The sequence below is a fragment of the Pseudomonas sp. IPO3749 genome, from assembly GCF_013386605.1.
Taxonomy (GTDB): domain Bacteria; phylum Pseudomonadota; class Gammaproteobacteria; order Pseudomonadales; family Pseudomonadaceae; genus Aquipseudomonas; species Aquipseudomonas azotoformans_A.
The window spans coordinates 87,924-105,811 of record NZ_JACARN010000053.1; the positions used below are offsets into that span (position 1 = coordinate 87,924).

At 61.6% G+C, this 17,888-nt stretch carries 18 protein-coding genes; 14 read left to right on the forward strand and 4 right to left on the reverse strand.

The window, feature by feature from the left end; all coding sequences use genetic code 11:
• Window positions 1-43 precede the first annotated feature (43 nt).
• The gene (locus HX812_RS21100; protein ID WP_080642429.1) at window positions 44-937 is read left to right on the forward strand and encodes a LysR family transcriptional regulator; all 894 of its coding nucleotides are present in this window, start codon (window positions 44-46) and stop codon (window positions 935-937) included.
• A 22-nt stretch (window positions 938-959) separates the two neighbouring features.
• Here the strand turns inward: HX812_RS21100 and HX812_RS21105 are convergent, their stop codons facing one another.
• Window positions 960-1,856: a LysR family transcriptional regulator gene (locus HX812_RS21105; protein WP_038849673.1), complete on the reverse strand. Its 897-nt coding sequence runs from the start codon at window positions 1,854-1,856 to the stop codon at window positions 960-962.
• A 152-nt stretch (window positions 1,857-2,008) separates the two neighbouring features.
• On the opposite strand from HX812_RS21105, the gene HX812_RS21110 reads away from it, so the two are divergent.
• Window positions 2,009-2,662 (forward strand): hydrolase, encoded by a 654-nt coding sequence (locus HX812_RS21110; protein WP_038849671.1) that lies wholly within the window; start codon window positions 2,009-2,011, stop codon window positions 2,660-2,662.
• A gap of 45 nt (window positions 2,663-2,707) precedes the next feature.
• Here the strand turns inward: HX812_RS21110 and HX812_RS21115 are convergent, their stop codons facing one another.
• Window positions 2,708-3,538 carry an NAD(P)-binding domain-containing protein gene (locus HX812_RS21115; protein ID WP_177128164.1) on the reverse strand — a complete coding sequence of 277 codons (831 nt, stop codon included), beginning with the start codon at window positions 3,536-3,538 and terminating at the stop codon, window positions 2,708-2,710.
• 78 nt (window positions 3,539-3,616) lie between these two features.
• On the opposite strand from HX812_RS21115, the gene HX812_RS21120 reads away from it, so the two are divergent.
• The 6 genes from HX812_RS21120 (at window position 3,617) to HX812_RS21145 (ending at window position 6,864) form a co-directional block, all read left to right on the forward strand.
• Window positions 3,617-3,973, forward strand: coding sequence for a VOC family protein (locus tag HX812_RS21120; protein ID WP_033896551.1), 357 nt, complete (start codon window positions 3,617-3,619; stop codon window positions 3,971-3,973).
• Between the two features lie 44 nt (window positions 3,974-4,017).
• A complete protein-coding gene (locus tag HX812_RS21125; RefSeq protein WP_038849669.1) occupies window positions 4,018-4,656 on the forward strand; it encodes a hypothetical protein in 639 nt (212 codons plus the stop codon).
• A 59-nt stretch (window positions 4,657-4,715) separates the two neighbouring features.
• Window positions 4,716-5,264: an adenylate kinase gene (locus HX812_RS21130; protein WP_038849668.1), complete on the forward strand. Its 549-nt coding sequence runs from the start codon at window positions 4,716-4,718 to the stop codon at window positions 5,262-5,264.
• 66 nt (window positions 5,265-5,330) lie between these two features.
• Window positions 5,331-5,951, forward strand: a complete 621-nt coding sequence (locus tag HX812_RS21135; RefSeq protein WP_038849666.1) for a LysE family translocator — start codon at window positions 5,331-5,333, stop codon at window positions 5,949-5,951.
• Between the two features lie 3 nt (window positions 5,952-5,954).
• The gene (locus tag HX812_RS21140) at window positions 5,955-6,347 is read left to right on the forward strand and encodes an ester cyclase (RefSeq protein WP_038849663.1); all 393 of its coding nucleotides are present in this window, start codon (window positions 5,955-5,957) and stop codon (window positions 6,345-6,347) included.
• Between the two features lie 34 nt (window positions 6,348-6,381).
• The gene (locus HX812_RS21145; protein WP_016979938.1) at window positions 6,382-6,864 is read left to right on the forward strand and encodes a VOC family protein; all 483 of its coding nucleotides are present in this window, start codon (window positions 6,382-6,384) and stop codon (window positions 6,862-6,864) included.
• Here the strand turns inward: HX812_RS21145 and HX812_RS21150 are convergent.
• A complete protein-coding gene (locus tag HX812_RS21150; protein ID WP_038849661.1) occupies window positions 6,861-7,757 on the reverse strand; it encodes an SGNH/GDSL hydrolase family protein in 897 nt (298 codons plus the stop codon). The two genes, HX812_RS21145 and HX812_RS21150, sit on opposite strands and share 4 nt — an antisense overlap.
• Before the next feature lie 396 nt (window positions 7,758-8,153).
• On the opposite strand from HX812_RS21150, the gene dapA reads away from it, so the two are divergent.
• The 4 genes from dapA (at window position 8,154) to HX812_RS21170 (ending at window position 12,979) form a co-directional block, all read left to right on the forward strand.
• Window positions 8,154-9,002, forward strand: coding sequence for a 4-hydroxy-tetrahydrodipicolinate synthase (gene dapA / locus HX812_RS21155; RefSeq protein WP_038849659.1), 849 nt, complete (start codon window positions 8,154-8,156; stop codon window positions 9,000-9,002).
• Window positions 9,003-9,127: 125 nt separating this feature from the next.
• Window positions 9,128-10,300, forward strand: coding sequence for a carboxylesterase (locus HX812_RS21160; RefSeq protein ID WP_080642428.1), 1,173 nt, complete (start codon window positions 9,128-9,130; stop codon window positions 10,298-10,300).
• A gap of 139 nt (window positions 10,301-10,439) precedes the next feature.
• Window positions 10,440-11,816 (forward strand): cystathionine beta-synthase, encoded by a 1,377-nt coding sequence (locus HX812_RS21165; protein ID WP_038849656.1) that lies wholly within the window; start codon window positions 10,440-10,442, stop codon window positions 11,814-11,816.
• Entirely contained in the window at window positions 11,813-12,979 is a 1,167-nt protein-coding gene (locus HX812_RS21170) for a cystathionine gamma-synthase (protein WP_038849655.1), read from the forward strand. Before HX812_RS21165 ends, HX812_RS21170 begins: the two co-directional genes overlap by 4 nt.
• 115 nt (window positions 12,980-13,094) lie before the next feature.
• On the opposite strand, the gene HX812_RS21175 is transcribed toward HX812_RS21170, so the two are convergent.
• Complete coding sequence (locus tag HX812_RS21175; RefSeq protein WP_038849653.1) at window positions 13,095-15,293, reverse strand: OsmC domain/YcaO domain-containing protein; 2,199 nt, start codon at window positions 15,291-15,293, stop codon at window positions 13,095-13,097.
• 162 nt (window positions 15,294-15,455) lie between these two features.
• On the opposite strand from HX812_RS21175, the gene HX812_RS21180 reads away from it, so the two are divergent.
• A complete protein-coding gene (locus HX812_RS21180) occupies window positions 15,456-17,021 on the forward strand; it encodes a PAS domain-containing methyl-accepting chemotaxis protein (RefSeq protein ID WP_038849651.1) in 1,566 nt (521 codons plus the stop codon).
• Between the two features lie 164 nt (window positions 17,022-17,185).
• Window positions 17,186-17,806, forward strand: coding sequence for a LysE family translocator (locus tag HX812_RS21185; RefSeq protein ID WP_038849649.1), 621 nt, complete (start codon window positions 17,186-17,188; stop codon window positions 17,804-17,806).
• Window positions 17,807-17,888 lie beyond the last annotated feature (82 nt).

The following is a 17,888-nucleotide window of genomic DNA, read 5'->3' on the forward strand; positions in this document are numbered from 1 at the left end:
CTAGACCGTTTAATTGGCAATCACCTTTGCGCGCGAGGCAAAAATGGATTTCAACGGCAGGTCGGGTGAGATGGCAGTATTCGCGATGGTGGCGCAAGAAGGCAGCCTGTCGGCGGCGGCGCGGGCGTTACGCCTGACGCCCTCGGCCGTCAGCCGTGTCATCGCACGCACGGAACAGCGCCTGGGCACCCGCCTGCTGATTCGCACGACCCGCGCCCTCGCCTTCACGGCCGAAGGCGAGGTGTACCTTCGCGGCGCCCGGCGCATCCTGGCCGACATGGCCGAAGTCGAAGAAGCCATCGCCGACCAGGGCGCCCCCAAAGGCCGGTTGCGGGTCAGTGCAGCCCTGGGCCACGGTCGTATGGCCATCGTGCCCTTGGTGGCGGCATTCAGCGCCCGCTACCCGAACATTGTGGTGGATTTGACCTTGGGCGACGAAGTGGTCGACATCCTGGGCGGCCAAGCGGACGTGGCGATCCGCTTTGGCGACCTGCCAGACAGCCCGCTGACAGCACGCCGCATCGGTGATACCGGCCAAGCGCTGGTGGCGTCACCTGCGTACCTCCAGCAACACGGCACACCGCTGGAACCGAACGACTTGCTGCGACACAACTGCCTGCGCTTCAACTTCCGCCGCGCCCAATCCGACTGGCCCTTCGCCCGTGATGGCCGCGAGTTTTCGCTGAAGATCAACGGCAATATCGAATGCAGCAGTGGCGAAGCGCTCGCGCAACTGGCGCGACTGGGCGCCGGTATCGCACGCATCGGCGAATTCACGGTGGCAGAAGACCTGCAACGCGGTGACCTGGTGCGCCTGCTGGAACCCTGGAACCCCGGCGACAGGGAGCCGATCCACGTGGTGTTTGTCGGCGGTGCGAGCATGCCGGCGCGGATCCGCGTGTTTGTGGACTTTTTGCTGGAGCACCATCGGCTGTAAACCACGCCTGGCGCCAGCGTTTTCACCTGGCGACGTCACCCGCAAAGTGCGGAGACGTACCGAAATACTCGATCAAAAGTTCGGTGAGAACCCGAATCTTCTGGGCCGGATGCTGACCTGCCGGCCGGACCATGTAGGCACCTGCCGGAGGGGGTGGATACGCCGTCATGATCGGCACCAGCGCACCGCTGGCCAGGCTGTCGTGCGTGAGGCAATCGGGCAGGTACGCGATCCCCAGGCCGGCTACGGCGGCAGCCACCAACGCCACACCGCTGTCTGCCTTGAAGCGCCCCTGGGGACGCACCGCAACGACCTTGTCGCCCTCCAGAAATTGCCAGGCTTCGGTGCTCTGCATGAGGGCTTGATGGGCGATCAACTCCTCCGGCTTCTGCGGCGCACCATGGGCCTTGATATACCCCGGAATCGCAACCAGTTTGCCCTTGATCGGCCCGATGCAGCGTGCAATCAGGTTGGAGTCCTGCAGGTAGCCGACCCGTATCGCACAGTCATAACCCTCTGCGATGAGGTCAACAAAGCGATCGCTGTAGCAGGTCTGGATATGCAGTTGCGGGTGACGCCGAGCCATTTCCGCCAACACGGGGGCGAAATGGGTGGGGCCGAAAGACAGCGGCGCGGCCACTCGCAGGCGGCCTCGCAACGCTCCGGCGGGCAGGATCGCTTCCCTGGCAACGTCCATTTCCGCACAGACCCTGGCGGCATAGTCGCGAAACGTAGCGCCGGCCTCAGTCAGCGCGGCCCCACGCGTAGACCGGGCCAGTAACTGCACGCCAAGTTCTGCTTCCAGGCGCGCCAACCTGCGACTGACGATTGACTTGGACACACCAAGCCTCACCGCAGCAGGCGAAACGCCCCCCGCATCGGCAACCTCCACGAAGGTCTGAAGTTCTTCGATATCCAAATCAGTGTTCCCCTTTGAGCGACACAGCTAACCACCGCGCGCGACTACCGCAATGAGTGAGAGAAAAGCACAGTGCTGTCCACAAGCAATGCGGCCACCTGCGCACTGCTTGATAGCTGATCCCGCTCACAACGACAACAAAGGATGTATCAATGACTTTTCGTAACGGCATTGACTCGCTGCTTCGCCCGGAAGATTCGGTACTCGTTCTGATTGACCATCAGCCTTACCAACTCACCAACCTGAACAGCCATGAGCCGCAGATGGTAGTCAACAATGCCACGGCACTCGCCAAAGCCGCCAAGGCCTTCAATGTACCCACCATCCTGACCAGCGTAATCGCCGAACGTGGCGGTTTCATCTTCCCGCAAATCACCGATGTGTTTCCCGGCCAAACGGTCATCGACCGTACGCTCATCAACACCTGGGAAGATCAGGCCGTGGTGGACGCAGTAAAAGCCACTGGCCGCAAGCAACTGGTCATCGCGGGCCTGTGGACTGAAATCTGCGTGGCCATGCCGGTGATCCAAGCCCTCGGCGAAGGCTGGGACGTGACCGTGATCACCGACGCCTCGGGCGCTGTTTCCGTCGAGGCCCATCAGGTAGCGATCCAGCGCATGATTGCGGCCGGCGCGAACATGATGACCTGGCTGGCGATAGCCGCCGAATGGCAGCGCGACTGGGCGCGCAGCGAAACGGCAGGCGCGCTGACCGAGGTGCTTCAGCAGCATGCTGCGGGTAGCGGCATTGCGTACCTGTGGGAGCAACAATTGCTCAACACACCCGTGCCGGCTGTCGCGGGGTAAGTAGAACGGGGATGAAGCGACGCTCGCGCGATGCTTCATCCCCGCTCACTGTTTCTTCGCCAAGCCTGTCGGCAGCGGCTTGTGCAGGCGTTCAAGCACTTCATCAGCCGCCGCTGTCCATGCCTGGGACGCTCGGTTATTCCTGAGCACCTCCAGCCCGGCCGCCGTAAAGGTGCCGGGCGTGGCAATGGCGCTACCCAACGCTTCGAGACTGGCCTTTGGCTGATGGCGGGCGCTGGCCAGGCAGTCTTGCAGGTTGCCCATCACCAGTTGGGCGGCCTGATCCTTGGACAGGCCTTTGTCGGTGAACCACTGCTGAAGATCACTCAGGAAGAAATAGAACCAGCCGTTCATGCAAGCCGCGACGGTGGCCAGTTCGAACGCCTCTTCCTGATCCAATACAACCAATGATCCAAGCGCGCCCAGCAGCGTTGCGTGGGGTTCGCCACCGGGCGTGATCACCACGGTTGTCTGGTTGATCTGCGCGGCATAGGACAGCATGGCGCGCACCACACGCGCCTGCGGAAACCGGCGTTGCAACTCGGCCAGCTGCAATCCCGCCACCAACGACACCAGCGTTTGCTCAGGTCTGAGCTGCACTTCATTCGAAAGCTGATCGACCACCTCCGGGCGCACGCCCAGCACCAACAAGTCCGCCCCATCGACAACCTGTTGATTGTCAGCCATCACCTCACAGTCCCATTGCGCACTGAGTTGCTGCGCACGTTCGTGGTTACGCGGGGACAGCAGCACCCGACCGCCAAAGCCGCTGCGCCGCAGGCCGATCACTACCTTTTCCGTCAGCTCACCGACGCCCAGGATTCCAATGTTCAGCACGCTGTCCACTCCGATCAATTCTGTAGTCGGGTGCATCATAGGCATGATTGCCGTCTTCATGCAGGCGGACGTTCACGCTACACTCGCCGCTCGAAAAGATCAGCCAGGAAGGCAAGCATGAGCACTCAAGGTAAAGACCGGCAAATCGACAACATCGAATTCAACGTCAGCGATATCGCCCGCAGCAAAACCTTCTACGGCGGCGCGTTCGGTTGGACGTTTGTTGATTACGGCCCCACCTATACCGAGTTCAGCGATGGGCGCCTGACAGGCGGGTTCACCACGGGGGAGCCGGTTCGGCCGGGTGGCCCGTTAGTCATCTTGTACGCCGATGATCTCGATGCCACGCAGCAGCGGCTCAAAGCCCTGGGGGCTGTCATCACCCGCGAGACATTTTCATTCCCGGGTGGACGCAGGTTCCACTTCACCGATCCGGATGGCTATGAACTGGCGGTTTGGAACGCTGATCAATAGGTCTCCCCCTCAAGCCACACCCTCACAGGATATGAAGGTTACCCATGCGTTCTCTCTTTCCCCTGGCGCTCAGCTTGACGCTTATCGGCTGCGCCACCACCAAAACCGACGTGCGCAACGAAGCCCAGATCAGCCAATACGACCCGGCCAACTCGGCCCGCGTCCGCCTGATCACGGGTGACACCACCAATGCGGGATTCCTCAGTGGCCAGACCTGCGAAGCGTTTTACAACGGGGCCCTGCTGACCAAAACGCCTGAAGAAGCCGGATGGCAAAATGCGCATGTCGACTCGGCGGGCCTCTACCCTTTCAGAGCCACCGACAGCCAGAACAGTGTGATCGGCATGCCTGCCAGCAAGGCGAGCAAAGCCATCAACCAGTCGCCTAAAGTGTTTGACGAGCACGTCATTGCGGCGGGTAAACCCTTTATTGCAGGGTTCGCCATGGGCGGTTCGCAAATGTCCTGCTTTCCCGCGCCTGTCACACTCATCCCCGAGCCCGGTAACGACTATGAAATGGAACTGCAGATGGTCAAAATCAGCACGTTCAAGGCAGGTTGCGTGATTGCCGTTCGCCAACTTTCCGTTCAAGGCAACAACACGGTTGAAACACCGCTCAGGCCGCAGGTGTGTGCCAAAACCCCGTCGGGTTGGTACACCGTCACCCCGAAACCTTTGCCCTGAAATGCCTGGGCAGGTCATCTCCCTGACCTGGGACCCGGCTTGTGTTCATGGAGGAAAAAATGCGGATCTACATCACAGGAGCATCGTGCGCAGGGGTCACCACGCTGGGTCACAACCTCGCCACGCGGCTGGGTCTACGACAAGTCGACGTCGATGACTTTTACTGGATGCCCACAAACCCTCCTTTCACCACCAAGCGACCTCCCGCTGATCGCGTGTCATTGATGCAACAAGCATTCGGTGACGACGGCTGGGTGCTGAGTGGTTCCTGCATGGTCTGGGGCGATGCGCTGATTGCTGATGCCGACCTGATTGTCTTTGTGGTCACACCCACGCCCGTTCGCCTCGAACGCCTGGCTGCCCGCGAGAAGGCGCGTTTTGGCGAGCGGATCGCACCCGGTGGTGATATGCACGCGATACACGTGGGCTTCCGGGAATGGGCTTCGCAGTATGACGACCCGAATTTCTCAGGGCGAAACCGGGCGTGGCATGAGGCGTGGATATCACAGCAGACGGCTCCGGTCTTAAGGATTGACGGGATGCGCAGTGCTGAACAGATGGCCGCTGATGTCGCAAATGCCGCGATAGCTCACAACACGAACGGCTGAGGCTGTCCAACGACCTCCACTCCCCTTATCCTCACACCTCCCCGCCCCCGCGAACCCGGAGCCGCCATGGACCTCGCCACCCTCGCCCTTTTCCTCCCCGCCTGCTTCGCCCTGAACATGGCGCCGGGTCCCAATAACCTGCTGTCCGTGAGCAACTCCACCCGCTACGGCTACCGCACTTCCTGCCTGGCCGGCATTGGTCGCCTGCTGGCCTTCGCCGGTATGATCGCCCTCGCCTCTGCGGGTTTGGCGGTGGTGCTGCAAACGTCTGAGTTGTTGTTCTATGGGATCAAGATCCTGGGCGCGGCGTATCTGTTTTATCTGGCGTTTCAGTTGTGGCGGGCCAATTCGGAGGCAGAGGCGCAGTCCGCGACGGCCAAGGTGGGATTATGGGCGTTGGCGCGGCAGGAGTTTTTGGTGGCGGCGGGCAATCCGAAGGCAATCCTGATCTTCACCGCCTTCCTCCCGCAATTCGTGGTGCCCGGCGAGCCCATCACCCCGCAATTTGCGCTGCTCGGCGCGATGTTCCTGGTGCTGGAATGGATCGCCATCAGCGCCTACGCCTATATGGGCCTGCACATGCGGCGCTGGTTTGCCGAGCCTCGGGGCAAGCGGATTTTCAATCGGTGCTGCGCGGGGTTGTTGTCGGCGGCGGCGACGGTGTTGTTGATGGCGCGCAGGGCTTGAGACATGACTAGAGACGAACTCGCCACCTTTTACCAAGGCTATATCGACTGCCTGAACCGCCAGGATTGGGAGCGCCTGGGCGACTTCGTGCACCCGGACGTAACCTACAACGCCGAACAGGTCGGCCTTGCCGGCTACCGCGCGATGCTGGAACGGGATTTTCGCGAGATACCGGACTTGGTGTTCCGCATCCAACTGGTGGTGGCCGATCCGCCGACGGTTGCCAGCCGCCTGAATTTCACTGTGACGCCCAGGGGCGAGTTCTTCGGCCTGCCGATCAATGGGCGCACGGTGACGTTCGACGAAAATGTGTTCTACGAAGTGGTGGACGGTAAATTTGCCCGCGTGTGGTCGGTTATCGACAAGGGGGCCATCGAGCAGCAACTGGCCGTCTAGACTCTACACAGCCCTTTTCCTGTGGAGACCGACCATGAAAAGCAAGAACACCCTCTGCCTCTGGTACAACGGCACCGCCCTGGAGGCCGCCACTTTCTACGCCATGACCTTCCCCGACAGCAAGGTGAACGCCGTGCACCTGGCGCCCGGTGATTACCCGTCCGGCAAACAGGGGGATGTGCTGACCGTGGACTTCACCGTGTTGGGCATCCATTGCATTGGCCTCAACGGTGGACCGATCTTCCCCCATACCGAGGCGTTTTCATTTCAGGTGGCCACCGATGACCAAGCCGAGACGGATCGTTACTGGAACGCCATCGTCGGCAACGGCGGCCAGGAAAGCGCCTGCGGCTGGTGCAAGGACAAGTGGGGGTTGTCGTGGCAGATCTCACCGCGAGTGCTGACCGACGCGGTCACCCACCCGGACCCGGCCGTCGCCAAGCGCGCCTTTGACGCGATGATGACCATGAAGAAGATCGACATCGCCGCCATTGAAGCGGCGGTGGCCGCAGGCTAAGGCAACGCCTTGAGCATGGCCTTTGCCGCCAGGGCGTGGACCTTGCGGGTGGGGTGCCATTCGTCCCAGTAGTAATGGCCATCGGGGTTGGCGCACGCCGGTTTCACGTCCGGGTAGGTGGGCTGGCATGGCGTGTCCATATCCTTGAAACCATTGGCTGGCGGATTGGCGCGTAACGCATCGCTGAACGCCAGGTGGTCGAAGTAAGTGATCTTCGCCCCGCCGATCTGCGCCAGCGCGGCCGGCAGCTTCTGTGCGAGCAACTGCTGGTAGTGCTTGGCGTTGTCGACCTGGTTGCCCTGCACCACGGCGGGCACGTGGCTGAGGTCCGTGGTGCCCACCACCATCACGTGCCTGGCCCCCGCTGCCACCAGTTGCTCGGTGGCATTGCGGATGTTGGCCAGGCTGGATTCGCTCAGGGCTTCGATGGTTTCAGGATGGGAGAAGTCGGCCCATTCGAAAAAATCGTTGGCCGAGATGAAAATGAAATACAGCGCCTTGGGATCGGCCTTGTGGGACTTGGCGGCGTGCAAATGCTCGGCAACCTGGCCCAGCACGCCAGTGTCCTGGGTCGGCATCATCCACGTGTAGTAGTTGCCGTGGCCACTTTTGGCGCCGCCCACCGCGTAGTCGGTCAGTGCTGTTTTCAATGCCTGGGCCAGGCCTTCAACGGCGGTCGGGCCGTTGCTCCAGCGCCCCTTCCAGTACAGCGGGCCGGGCAGTGCCTGGGCGTCCTTGACCTTCTGCGCGGCAAGCCTTGTGGTGAGCACGTCGCCCGCGCCATTGTCGGAGTAGCTGTCGCCAAAAGCATACAGGTGGTCGTAGGTCGAGGCGCCAAAGGCGGTCGACACAGACAGGGTCAGCAAGGCGGCCAAACACGCGCGTCGGATCATCGAGGTTCTCCCGGAAGGTGCGAATAGACTACCGGCTGGTTGAAAGCACGACAGGACGATTGCGACGCGCACATATCCGGCGACGGCCCTATAAACTCGAATACATCCCGTTGACACACGCTGCAATATTCCATGAAGATGGAGGCATTATTCAGGGTGTGTCATCTCATGACTGCAACGTCTTCCGTTAACCTTTCCGTCATTGGCTCCGTTGCCAAGGCGCAAGGTTGCGTTGCGCACGCCCTCAAATCGAAGAAACAGTCGCTCATGTGACCGGGGCGCGCTGTCCCGTCAGATGAGCTGACAGGACATTGAGCGCGACGGCCTTCCTCCCTTGCACAATTCCCTATGCCCTTCTGACGGTGACTCCAGCGGTCAATCATCAGGAGAAAGTGCATGTCAGCGTTTCAAGGTATCTGGGTTCCCGTGGTCACGCCGTTCCAGGACGGCGCCATTGATTTCATCGGCCTGCACCGCCTGGTCAGCCATCTGCTGGAACAGCACGTGGCCGGGATCATGGTGTGCACCACCACCGGGGAAGCGGCGTCGCTGAGTCGCCAGGAACAGTTGGCGGTGCTCGATGCGGTGTTGCAGTGGGTGCCGGCAAACCGTGTGGTGATGGGCCTGGCGGGCTACAACCAGATTGAGCTGTTGCACTTCCAGCGCGAAATCCTGCAACGCCCGGTCGCCGGTTTGCTGGTGCCGGCGCCCAGCTACATCCGCCCGTCCCAGGGCGGCCTGGAAGCGTTCTTCCGCACAGTGGCCGATGCGTCCAGCGTGCCGATCATCCTGTATGACATCCCCTACCGCACCGGGGCGACCTTCGAGCAGGCCACTTTGCTCAACATCGTCGCCCATGAGCGGATCGTCGCGATCAAGGACTGTGGCGGCAACCTGGGCAATACCCTGGCGTTGCTGGCCAGTGGCAACGTGGCGGTGTTGTGCGGCGAGGATATCCAGATCTTCAACGCGCTGTGCCTGGGCGCGACCGGGGCGATTGCGGCGTCGGCCCATGTACACACCGAACGGTTTGTGGCGCTGTGGCAGCAGGTGCGGGACAACCAGCTGTCGGAGGCGCGGGAGACGTTTTTCCAGTTGCTGCCCTTGATCAACACGCTGTTCATGGAGCCCAACCCGGCGCCGGTAAAAGCGGCCCTGGCGTTGCAAGGGTTGATCCGCAGCGAGTTACGGGCGCCGATGCAGCGCGCCAGCGATGCGGTTGTCACCCGGCTGACGCAATTATAGGAACCGACTGACAGAGGCGATCTGATCGCCTCACACAGCCGTTACTAATGGTCATATTTTTGGTTGGCGATAGCGCAGACGGCCGCGTAAGGTCGGCTGCACATTGCATCGGTCGGGGGATCTGAATGAAATCACTGCGTTTTCTGATACTGCTCAGCCTGGCGGGTTGCTCTGCCCACTCGGCAGTACTGCCGTCACCCGCGCCCGACAGTTTTGAACACTACCGCCAGCAAACCCTGTTGGACCTTGAGCGCGACCGACGCTTTCAAGATACGGACCACAGCTTGGAGCTGGACTGGAATGCGCCGCGTGAATGGGTCGCGCAAACGCCCAATGGCCACGGCGTTTTGCTGGTGCACGGCTTGGGCGATTCGCCGGGTTCTTTCAGCGATATCGGCGCGCATCTGGCCTCGCGGGGCTATCGAGTACGCACGCTGTTGCTGCCAGGGCATGGCACGCAGCCGTCGGACATGCTGGACGTGGACATCGAGGATTGGCGCCGAACCGTGGCCCAACAAGTGGAGCTGCTGCGTCGGGAGACGGACCAGGTCTACCTGGGCGGCTTCTCTACCGGCGCCAACCTGGTGCTGGAGTACGCCATGGATAATCCAGACATTGCCGGGCTGCTGATGTTTTCGCCGGCGTTCAAGGCGCGTAATCGCTATATCTGGCTGCTGCCCTGGCTGGCCCACATCAAGCCATGGCTACGTGACCCGGACGGTCCGCGCCAGCAACAAACGCCGTTGCGCTACCAGAATGTGCCTACCAATGGCTTTGCGCAGTTCTACCAGACCAGCAAATCTGTCATCGACAAGCTGGAAGACCGGCCGTTTGATAGACCCGTGCTGATCGTCAGCGCGGCCCATGACTCAGTGGTGGATGTGGAGTTTGTACGGGAGAGCTTCGCTGGGCGCTTCACCCACCCGGCCTCACGCATGATCTGGTACGGCGAGCCCGCCACATCACCGCAATTACCGCGCTTGCTGGTGCGCACTGACCACCTGCCGGCCCAACAAGTCAGTCGGTTCTCCCACATGGGCGTGCTGTTCGCACCCGACAACCCCCTGTACGGGCCCGGCGGCAGCCAGCGCGTGTGCCTGAACGGCCAGACCGATGAGGACTTTGCGCGTTGCCGCGCAGGCGAACCCGTGTGGTATTCGGACTGGGGCTATCGCGAGCCGGGCAAAGTGCATGCGCGGCTCACCTTCAACCCGTATTTCGACTGGCAAGCCCAGGTCATGGACCAGGTGATGCAAGCCTCATCACCGGCATTGGCCCGGCGGCAAAAGCAACCCTGAAGGCCAATGCGCCAAAAAAAGATAAACAGCGGACTCCCCGGTTGCGAGCGCTGCGTTCCAGGCCTATGGTCGAAGGCACACTTCGCATTTTGTTGCATTTCGCGGTCCACCCCGACGCCAACTCGCACCAGGTGACACCATGCCCAGCCCTTCCCGCCCCGCCGTCCTTGAACTGATCGGCAACACGCCGCTGGTTCGGGTCAGCCGGTTCGATACCGGCCCCTGCACGTTGTTTCTCAAGCTTGAATCCCAGAACCCCGGTGGCTCCATCAAGGACCGCATCGGCCTGGCCATGATCGACGCCGCCGAACGCGACGGTCGTTTGCGCCCCGGCGGCACCATTATTGAAGCCACCGCTGGCAACACCGGCCTGGGCCTGGCGCTGGTCGGCCGGGCCAAGGGCTACCGGGTGGTGCTGGTGGTGCCCGACAAGATGTCCACGGAAAAAGTACTGCACCTCAAGGCCATGGGCGCCGAGGTGCATATCACCCGCTCCGACGTGGGCAAGGGCCACCCCGAGTATTATCAGGACGTGGCCGCGCGCCTGGCCAAGGACATTCCGGGCTCGTTCTTCGCTGACCAATTCAACAACCCGGCCAACCCCCTGGCCCATGAAACCAGCACCGCACCGGAAATCTGGGCACAGACCCAGCATGATCTGGACGCGATCGTCGTCGGCGTCGGCTCAGCCGGCACCCTCACCGGCCTGACCCGCTTCTTCAAGCGCGTACAACCCGAACTGGCGATGGTACTGGCCGACCCGGTGGGCTCGGTGATGGCCGAATACAGCCGCAGTGGCAAGATGGAAACACCGGGGTCCTGGGCGGTGGAAGGCATTGGCGAAGACTTCATTCCGTCGATTGCCGACCTGTCCAGCGTGCGTCAGGCCTACTCCATCAGCGACGAAGAAAGCTTCGACCACGCCCGGCAGTTGCTCAAGGCAGAGGGCATTCTCGGCGGTTCATCCACCGGCACCCTGCTCGCGGCCGCCCTGCGTTACTGCCGCGAACAGACCGAGCCCAAGCGCGTGGTGACTTTCGTCTGCGACACCGGCACCCGCTATTTGTCGAAGGTCTACAACGACCAATGGATGAACGACGCTGGCCTTTTGCACTACAAGCACTACGGCGACCTGCGCGACCTGATCGCGCGGCGCTTCGAAGACGGTCGTGTGATCAGCGTGAGCCCCGACGACACCTTGCTCACTGCCTTTCAGCGCATGCGCCTGGCGGATGTATCGCAGCTGCCCGTGTTGGTGGACGGTCAGAAGCTGGTGGGTGTGATCGATGAATCCGACATCCTGCTGGGCCTGCACCAGGACGCCACGCATTTCTCCATGATTGTCTCCAGCGCCATGACCGATACCCTGCAAACCCTATCCCCCAGCGCCAGCCTCGCGCAACTGCAGGCGGAGCTGGATCGCGGACTGGTCGCCATTATTGCCGACGCCTCAGGCTTCCACGGCCTGATCACCCGCGTCGACCTGCTCAACCACCTACGGAGATCCCTTGCATGAGCCCATCCGACAAAAGCGCCTTTGCCACCCGTGTGATCCATGCTGGACAGTCCCCCGACCCGACCACGGGCGCGCTGATGCCGCCGATCTACGCCAACTCCACCTACCTGCAAGACAGCCCCGGCGTACACAAAGGCTTCGACTACGGCCGCTCCCACAACCCCACGCGATTTGCCCTGGAGCGCTGCGTGGCGGACCTGGAAGGCGGCAGCCAGGCGTTTGCCTTCGCTTCCGGGCTGGCGGCGATTTCGACAGTCTTGGAGTTGCTGGATGCCGGTGCCCATATCGTCTCCGGCAATGACCTGTACGGTGGCACCTTCCGGCTGTTCGACAAAGTGCGCCAACGCAGCGCCGGGCACCGCTTCAGCTTTGTCGACCTGAGTGACTTGTCGGCGTTTGAAGCGACCCTGCAGCCTGACACGCGCATGGTCTGGGTCGAGACCCCCAGCAACCCGCTGCTGAGCCTCACAGACCTGAGCGCCATCGCGCGTATCTGCCGCGATCGCGGCATCATTTGCGTAGCCGACAACACCTTCGCCAGCCCGTGGATCCAGCGCCCACTGGAACTGGGCTTTGATGTGGTGGTGCATTCCACCACCAAATACCTCAATGGCCATTCCGATGTCATCGGCGGCATCGCCATCGTCGGCGACAATCCTGAACTGGCGGAACGCCTGGGCTTCCTGCAGAACTCGGTGGGCGCCATCGCCGGGCCCTTCGACGCGTTCCTCACCCTGCGCGGCGTGAAGACCCTGGCGCTGCGCATGGAACGCCATTGCAGCAACGCCCTCGACCTCGCCACCTGGCTGGAGCAGCAGCCGCAAGTGGCACGGGTTTATTACCCAGGCCTCAAGTCCCATCCGCAGCATGAACTGGCGCGCAAACAGATGCGTGGGTTTGGCGGGATGATTTCGATTGACCTGAACAGCGACCTGGCCGGCGCCACGCGCTTCCTGGAAAACGTCAAGATCTTCGCCCTGGCCGAAAGCCTTGGCGGTGTGGAAAGCCTGATCGAACACCCGGCGATCATGACCCACGCGAGCATCCCGGCGGCAACGCGGGCGCAGCTGGGGATTGGGGATGGGTTGGTGCGGTTGTCGGTGGGGGTTGAGGATGTGGAGGATCTGCGGGCGGACTTGGCTCAAGCCCTGGCACACATCTAACAGCAGACATCGATTCCCTGTGGGAGCTGGCTTGCCGGCGATGCAGACACCTCGGTATTTCAGATGTACCGAGGTGATGCTATCGCAGGCAAGCCAGCTCCCACAGAGGCTTGTGTCAGTTTGTGGTGATATTGGCCCGCGCCGCATGCAGCTTCTTGTAGCTGTCAATCAAACGCAAATGCCGGTCCAGCCCTTCCAGCTTCATGCTGGTCGGCGTCAAGCCATAGAAACGCACATCACCCTGCACCGAGCCAATCACCGCATCCATCCGCTCATTACCAAACATGCGACGGAAGTTGGCTTCGTAGTCGGCCAGTTCCAGGTCGTCGTCCAACTCCATCTCCAGCACCGCATTCATCGCCTGGTAGAACAGGCCACGTTCAGCAGTGTTGTCGTTGTACTGCAGGAACATCTCCACGCACTCCTTGGCCTCTTCATATTGCTGCAAGGCCAGGAAGATCAGCAGCTTCAATTCCAGGATGGTCAGTTGGCCCCAGGCGGTGTTGTCATCGAACTCGATACCGATCAGCGTGGTGATATCGGTGTAGTCGTCCAGTTCGCTTTCGATCAGGCGCTCGACCAAGGCTTGCAACGCTTCCTCGTCGAGGCGGTGCAGGTTGAGAATGTCCTCGCGGAAAAACAGCGCCTTGTTGGTGTTATCCCAGATCAGATCGTCTACCGGGTAGATTTCCGAATAATCCGGCACCAGGATGCGGCACGCGGTGGCGCCAAGGTGTTCGTACACGGCCATATAGGACTCTTTACCCATGCCCTCCAGAATGCCGAACAAGGTTGCGGCTTCCTGGGCATTGGAGTCTTCGCCTTCGCCTGAGAAGTCCCACTCGACAAACTCGTAGTCCGACTGCGAACTGAAGAAGCGCCACGACACCACGCCGCTGGAGTCGATGAAGTGCTCGACAAAGTTGTTCGGTTCAGTCACCGCCTGACCTTCGAAGGTCGGTTGCGGCAAGTCGTTGAGGCCCTCGAAACTGCGGCCTTGCAGCAGCTCGGTGAGGCTGCGTTCCAGCGCTACTTCCAGGCTTGGGTGCGCGCCGAACGAGGCAAACACACCACCGGTGCGCGGGTTCATCAGGGTCACGCACATCACCGGGAATTCGCCGCCCAGGGACGCGTCTTTCACCAGTACGGGGAAGCCTTGGGCTTCGAGGCCCTGGATACCGGCGAGAATGCCGGGGTACTTGGCCAAGACCTCGGCCGGTACGTCAGGCAAGGCGAACTCGCCTTCGATGATTTCACGCTTCACGGCGCGCTCGAAGATCTCCGACAGGCACTGCACCTGGGCTTCAGCCAAGGTGTTGCCAGCGCTCATGCCGTTGCTGAGGTAGAGGTTTTCGATCAGGTTGGACGGGAAGTACACCACCTCACCGTCCGATTGGCGCACGAACGGCAGCGATACAATCCCGCGCGCTTCGTTGCCGGAGTTGGTGTCGAACAGGTGCGAGCCACGCAGTTCACCCTCGCGGTTGTAGACTTTGAGGCAGTAGGCATCGAGGATTTCACCTGGCAGCTCGTCGTTGGGGCCTGGCTGGAACCAGCGCTCATCCGGGTAATGCACAAACGGTGCATTCGCCAGTTCCTCACCCCAGAACTGATCGTTATAGAAGAAGTTGCAGTTGAGCCGTTCGATGAACTCGCCCAGTGCCGACGCCAAGGCGCCCTCTTTGGTCGCGCCCTTGCCGTTGGTGAAGCACATCGGCGAATGCGCGTCGCGGATATGCAGCGACCACACGTTGGGCACGATATTGCGCCACGACGCGATTTCAATCTTCATGCCCAGGCCGGCCAGGATGCCGGACATGTTGGCGATGGTCTGCTCCAGCGGCAGGTCTTTGCCGGCAATGTAGGTGCCACCCTCGGAGGTGGAGTTGGGCATCAACAAGGCCTGGGCGTCGGCGTCCAGGTTTTCGACTTCTTCGATGATGAACTCAGGCCCGGCCTGCACCACTTTCTTGACCGTGCAACGGTCGATGGAACGCAGGATGCCTTGGCGGTCCTTGTCGGAAATGTCCGCCGGCAGCTCGACCTGGATCTTGAAGATCTGGTTATAGCGGTTTTCCGGGTCGACGATGTTGTTCTGCGACAGGCGAATGTTCTCGGTGGGGATATTGCGCGTCTGGCAGTACAACTTCACGAAGTACGCCGCGCACAACGCCGACGACGCCAGGAAGTAATCGAACGGCCCCGGTGCCGAGCCATCGCCTTTGTAGCGAATGGGCTGGTCGGCAATCACCGTGAAGTCGTCGAACTTGGCTTCAAGCCGGAGGTTGTCGAGAAAGTTGACCTTGATTTCCATGGGGGCACACCAGAATAACGGCTAAACAAAAATGGCCGCCATTATGAGGGGTTTCACCGGGAAGTTTCAGGCTTTTGACCAGTGGCTGGCGAATTGGCCAATGTGGATTAACCTTTTCGCAGATGGCGCCGATGGACTGTGGGCAACCAGGGAGTAGTCGGAATGCGCAATAACCAGCCTGTAACACAGCGTGAGATTTCCCTCGCGCCTTCGCAAAAACTCATCTCCGCCACGGATGTCCGAGGTGTCATTACTTACTGCAACGACGCCTTCGTCGACATCAGCGGTTTTGAACGCGCTGATTTGATTGGCGCACCGCAGAACATCGTGCGTCACCCCGATGTGCCCCCCGCCGTGTTTGCGCACATGTGGAGTGCGCTCAAGCAAGGTCTGCCCTGGATGGGCATCGTCAAGAACCGCTCGAAAAACGGCGACCATTATTGGGTCAATGCCTACGTCACCCCCATATTCGATGGCAGCAAAGTGGTAGGTTTCGAGTCTGTACGGGTCAAGCCCACGGCCGATGAGATCCGTCGAGCCCAGGCCCTGTACCGCCGCATCAGCCAGGGCAAGCCGGCTGTTTCACGCCAGGAAGCCTGGCTGCCTGCCGCCATCAGCTGCGTGCCTTGCCTGGCAACCGGGTTAGCCGGTAGCCTCGCCGGCCTGTTCCTCAGTGCGCCCGTCGCCATTGCCGTGGCCGTTGCGGTCGCGGTACCGGTGGGCGTGCTCTGCTCGCGCGCGCGCCAAGGCAGCACATTGCGCCTGTTGCAAGGTGTGGAGCCCTCGACCTCGGATGCCTTGATCACGCAGATGTACAGCGACGCACGTGGGCCCCAGGCACGTCTGGAAACGGCGTTTCTCAGCCAGAACGCACGCCTGAAAACCTGCCTCACCCGCCTGCAGGACAGCGCCGAGCAACTGAGCGCCCTGGCCGGGCAATCCGATCAGTTGGCCACCGCCAGCTCCAAGGGCCTGGACCGCCAGCGCGTCGAAACCGAACAGGTCTCGGCCGCTGTCAACCAGATGGCCGCCACCACCCAGGAAGTCGCAAGCCACGTGCAACGCACCGCCGACGCCACCCAGCAGGCCAACGTCCTGACCGGGCGCGGCCGCGAAGTGGCACGCGACACCCGCGAGGCGATCGAGCGCCTGTCTGCGGTGGTCAGCGAAACCGGCGCCACCGTGGCGCAACTGGCCAAGGACAGCGACGAAATCGGCAGCGTGGTGGATGTGATCAAAGGCATTGCCGACCAGACCAACCTGCTGGCCCTCAACGCCGCCATCGAAGCAGCGCGTGCCGGCGAACAAGGCCGAGGTTTTGCCGTGGTGGCCGACGAAGTGCGGCAGCTGGCACAACGCACGTCCCAGTCCACCACCCAGATCCACGCGTTGATCACCCAACTGCAAGCGTCCTCCAACAATGCCGTGCAAAGTATGGAACACGGCCAACGCCAGGCCCAGGAAGGCGTGGCCTGGGTGCTGGAGGCGGACCAGGCGCTGGTCGGCATCAGCGAAGCGGTGTCCCATATCACCGACATGACCACCCAGATCGCCGCCGCCACCGAGGAACAGAGCGCGGTCGCCGAGGAAATCAGCCGCAACATCACCACCATCGCCGAACTGGCCGACCAGACGTCGATACAAGCCCATCAATCCACGGACCTGAGCAAGGAGCTGACGAACACCGCATCTACCCAATATGCGTTGGTGGAGCGATTCAATCGCTGAGCCTACGTTAACAGTGGCATGCCCGCTTTCTGTAGTGAGCGGGCTTGTTGTGGTGAGCAGGCTTGCCCCGCTCACCACATAAAGCCTGCTCCCCACAGGAAAATCGCTCGTCCCCGGATATTGGCGATATGCTTAGGCACACCTCCATCCATCATGAATCCCCCATGTCCATCACCGACAACCTCCTCGCCTTCACCTTCGCCGCCACGCTGCTGACGCTCACGCCCGGCCTCGATACGGCGCTGGTACTCAGGACCGCCACGGTGGAAGGCAAGCGCCAGGCGTTGCAAGCCACGTTGGGGATCAATGCCGGTTGCCTGCTGTGGGGCGCGGCGGTTGCCTTTGGCCTGGGTGCGTTGATTGCGGTGTCGGAAGTCGCCTTCAACCTGCTCAAGTACTGCGGCGCCGCGTACCTGGCCTGGCTGGGCTCGAACATGTTGCTGCGTCCACGTCGCTCATTGGCGAGCGCCGAGGTGCAGGGCAAACCTGCCGGCAACTGGTTTATCAAGGGCATGCTGGGCAACGTGCTCAACCCCAAAGTGGGGATTTTCTATGTGTCGTTCCTGCCGCAATTCATCCCCCAGGGTCAGCCGTTGATCCTCTTGACGTTCGATCTGGTCAGTATCCACGTGCTGCTTGGCGTGATCTGGGCACTGGTGCTGATCGGTGCTACGCAGCCGCTTTCCGGCTTCCTGCGCCGCGAAAAGGTGATCCAGTGGATGGACCGCACCACCGGCCTGATCTTTGTGTTGTTCGCTGCACGGCTGGCGTTCAGCAAGCGTTGAGCAGCGGCTTTCTCGTCAACAACGCCCAAGCGACCACCCCCGACAGCGCCACCGCGACCGCGCCTGCCAAATACACCGACGC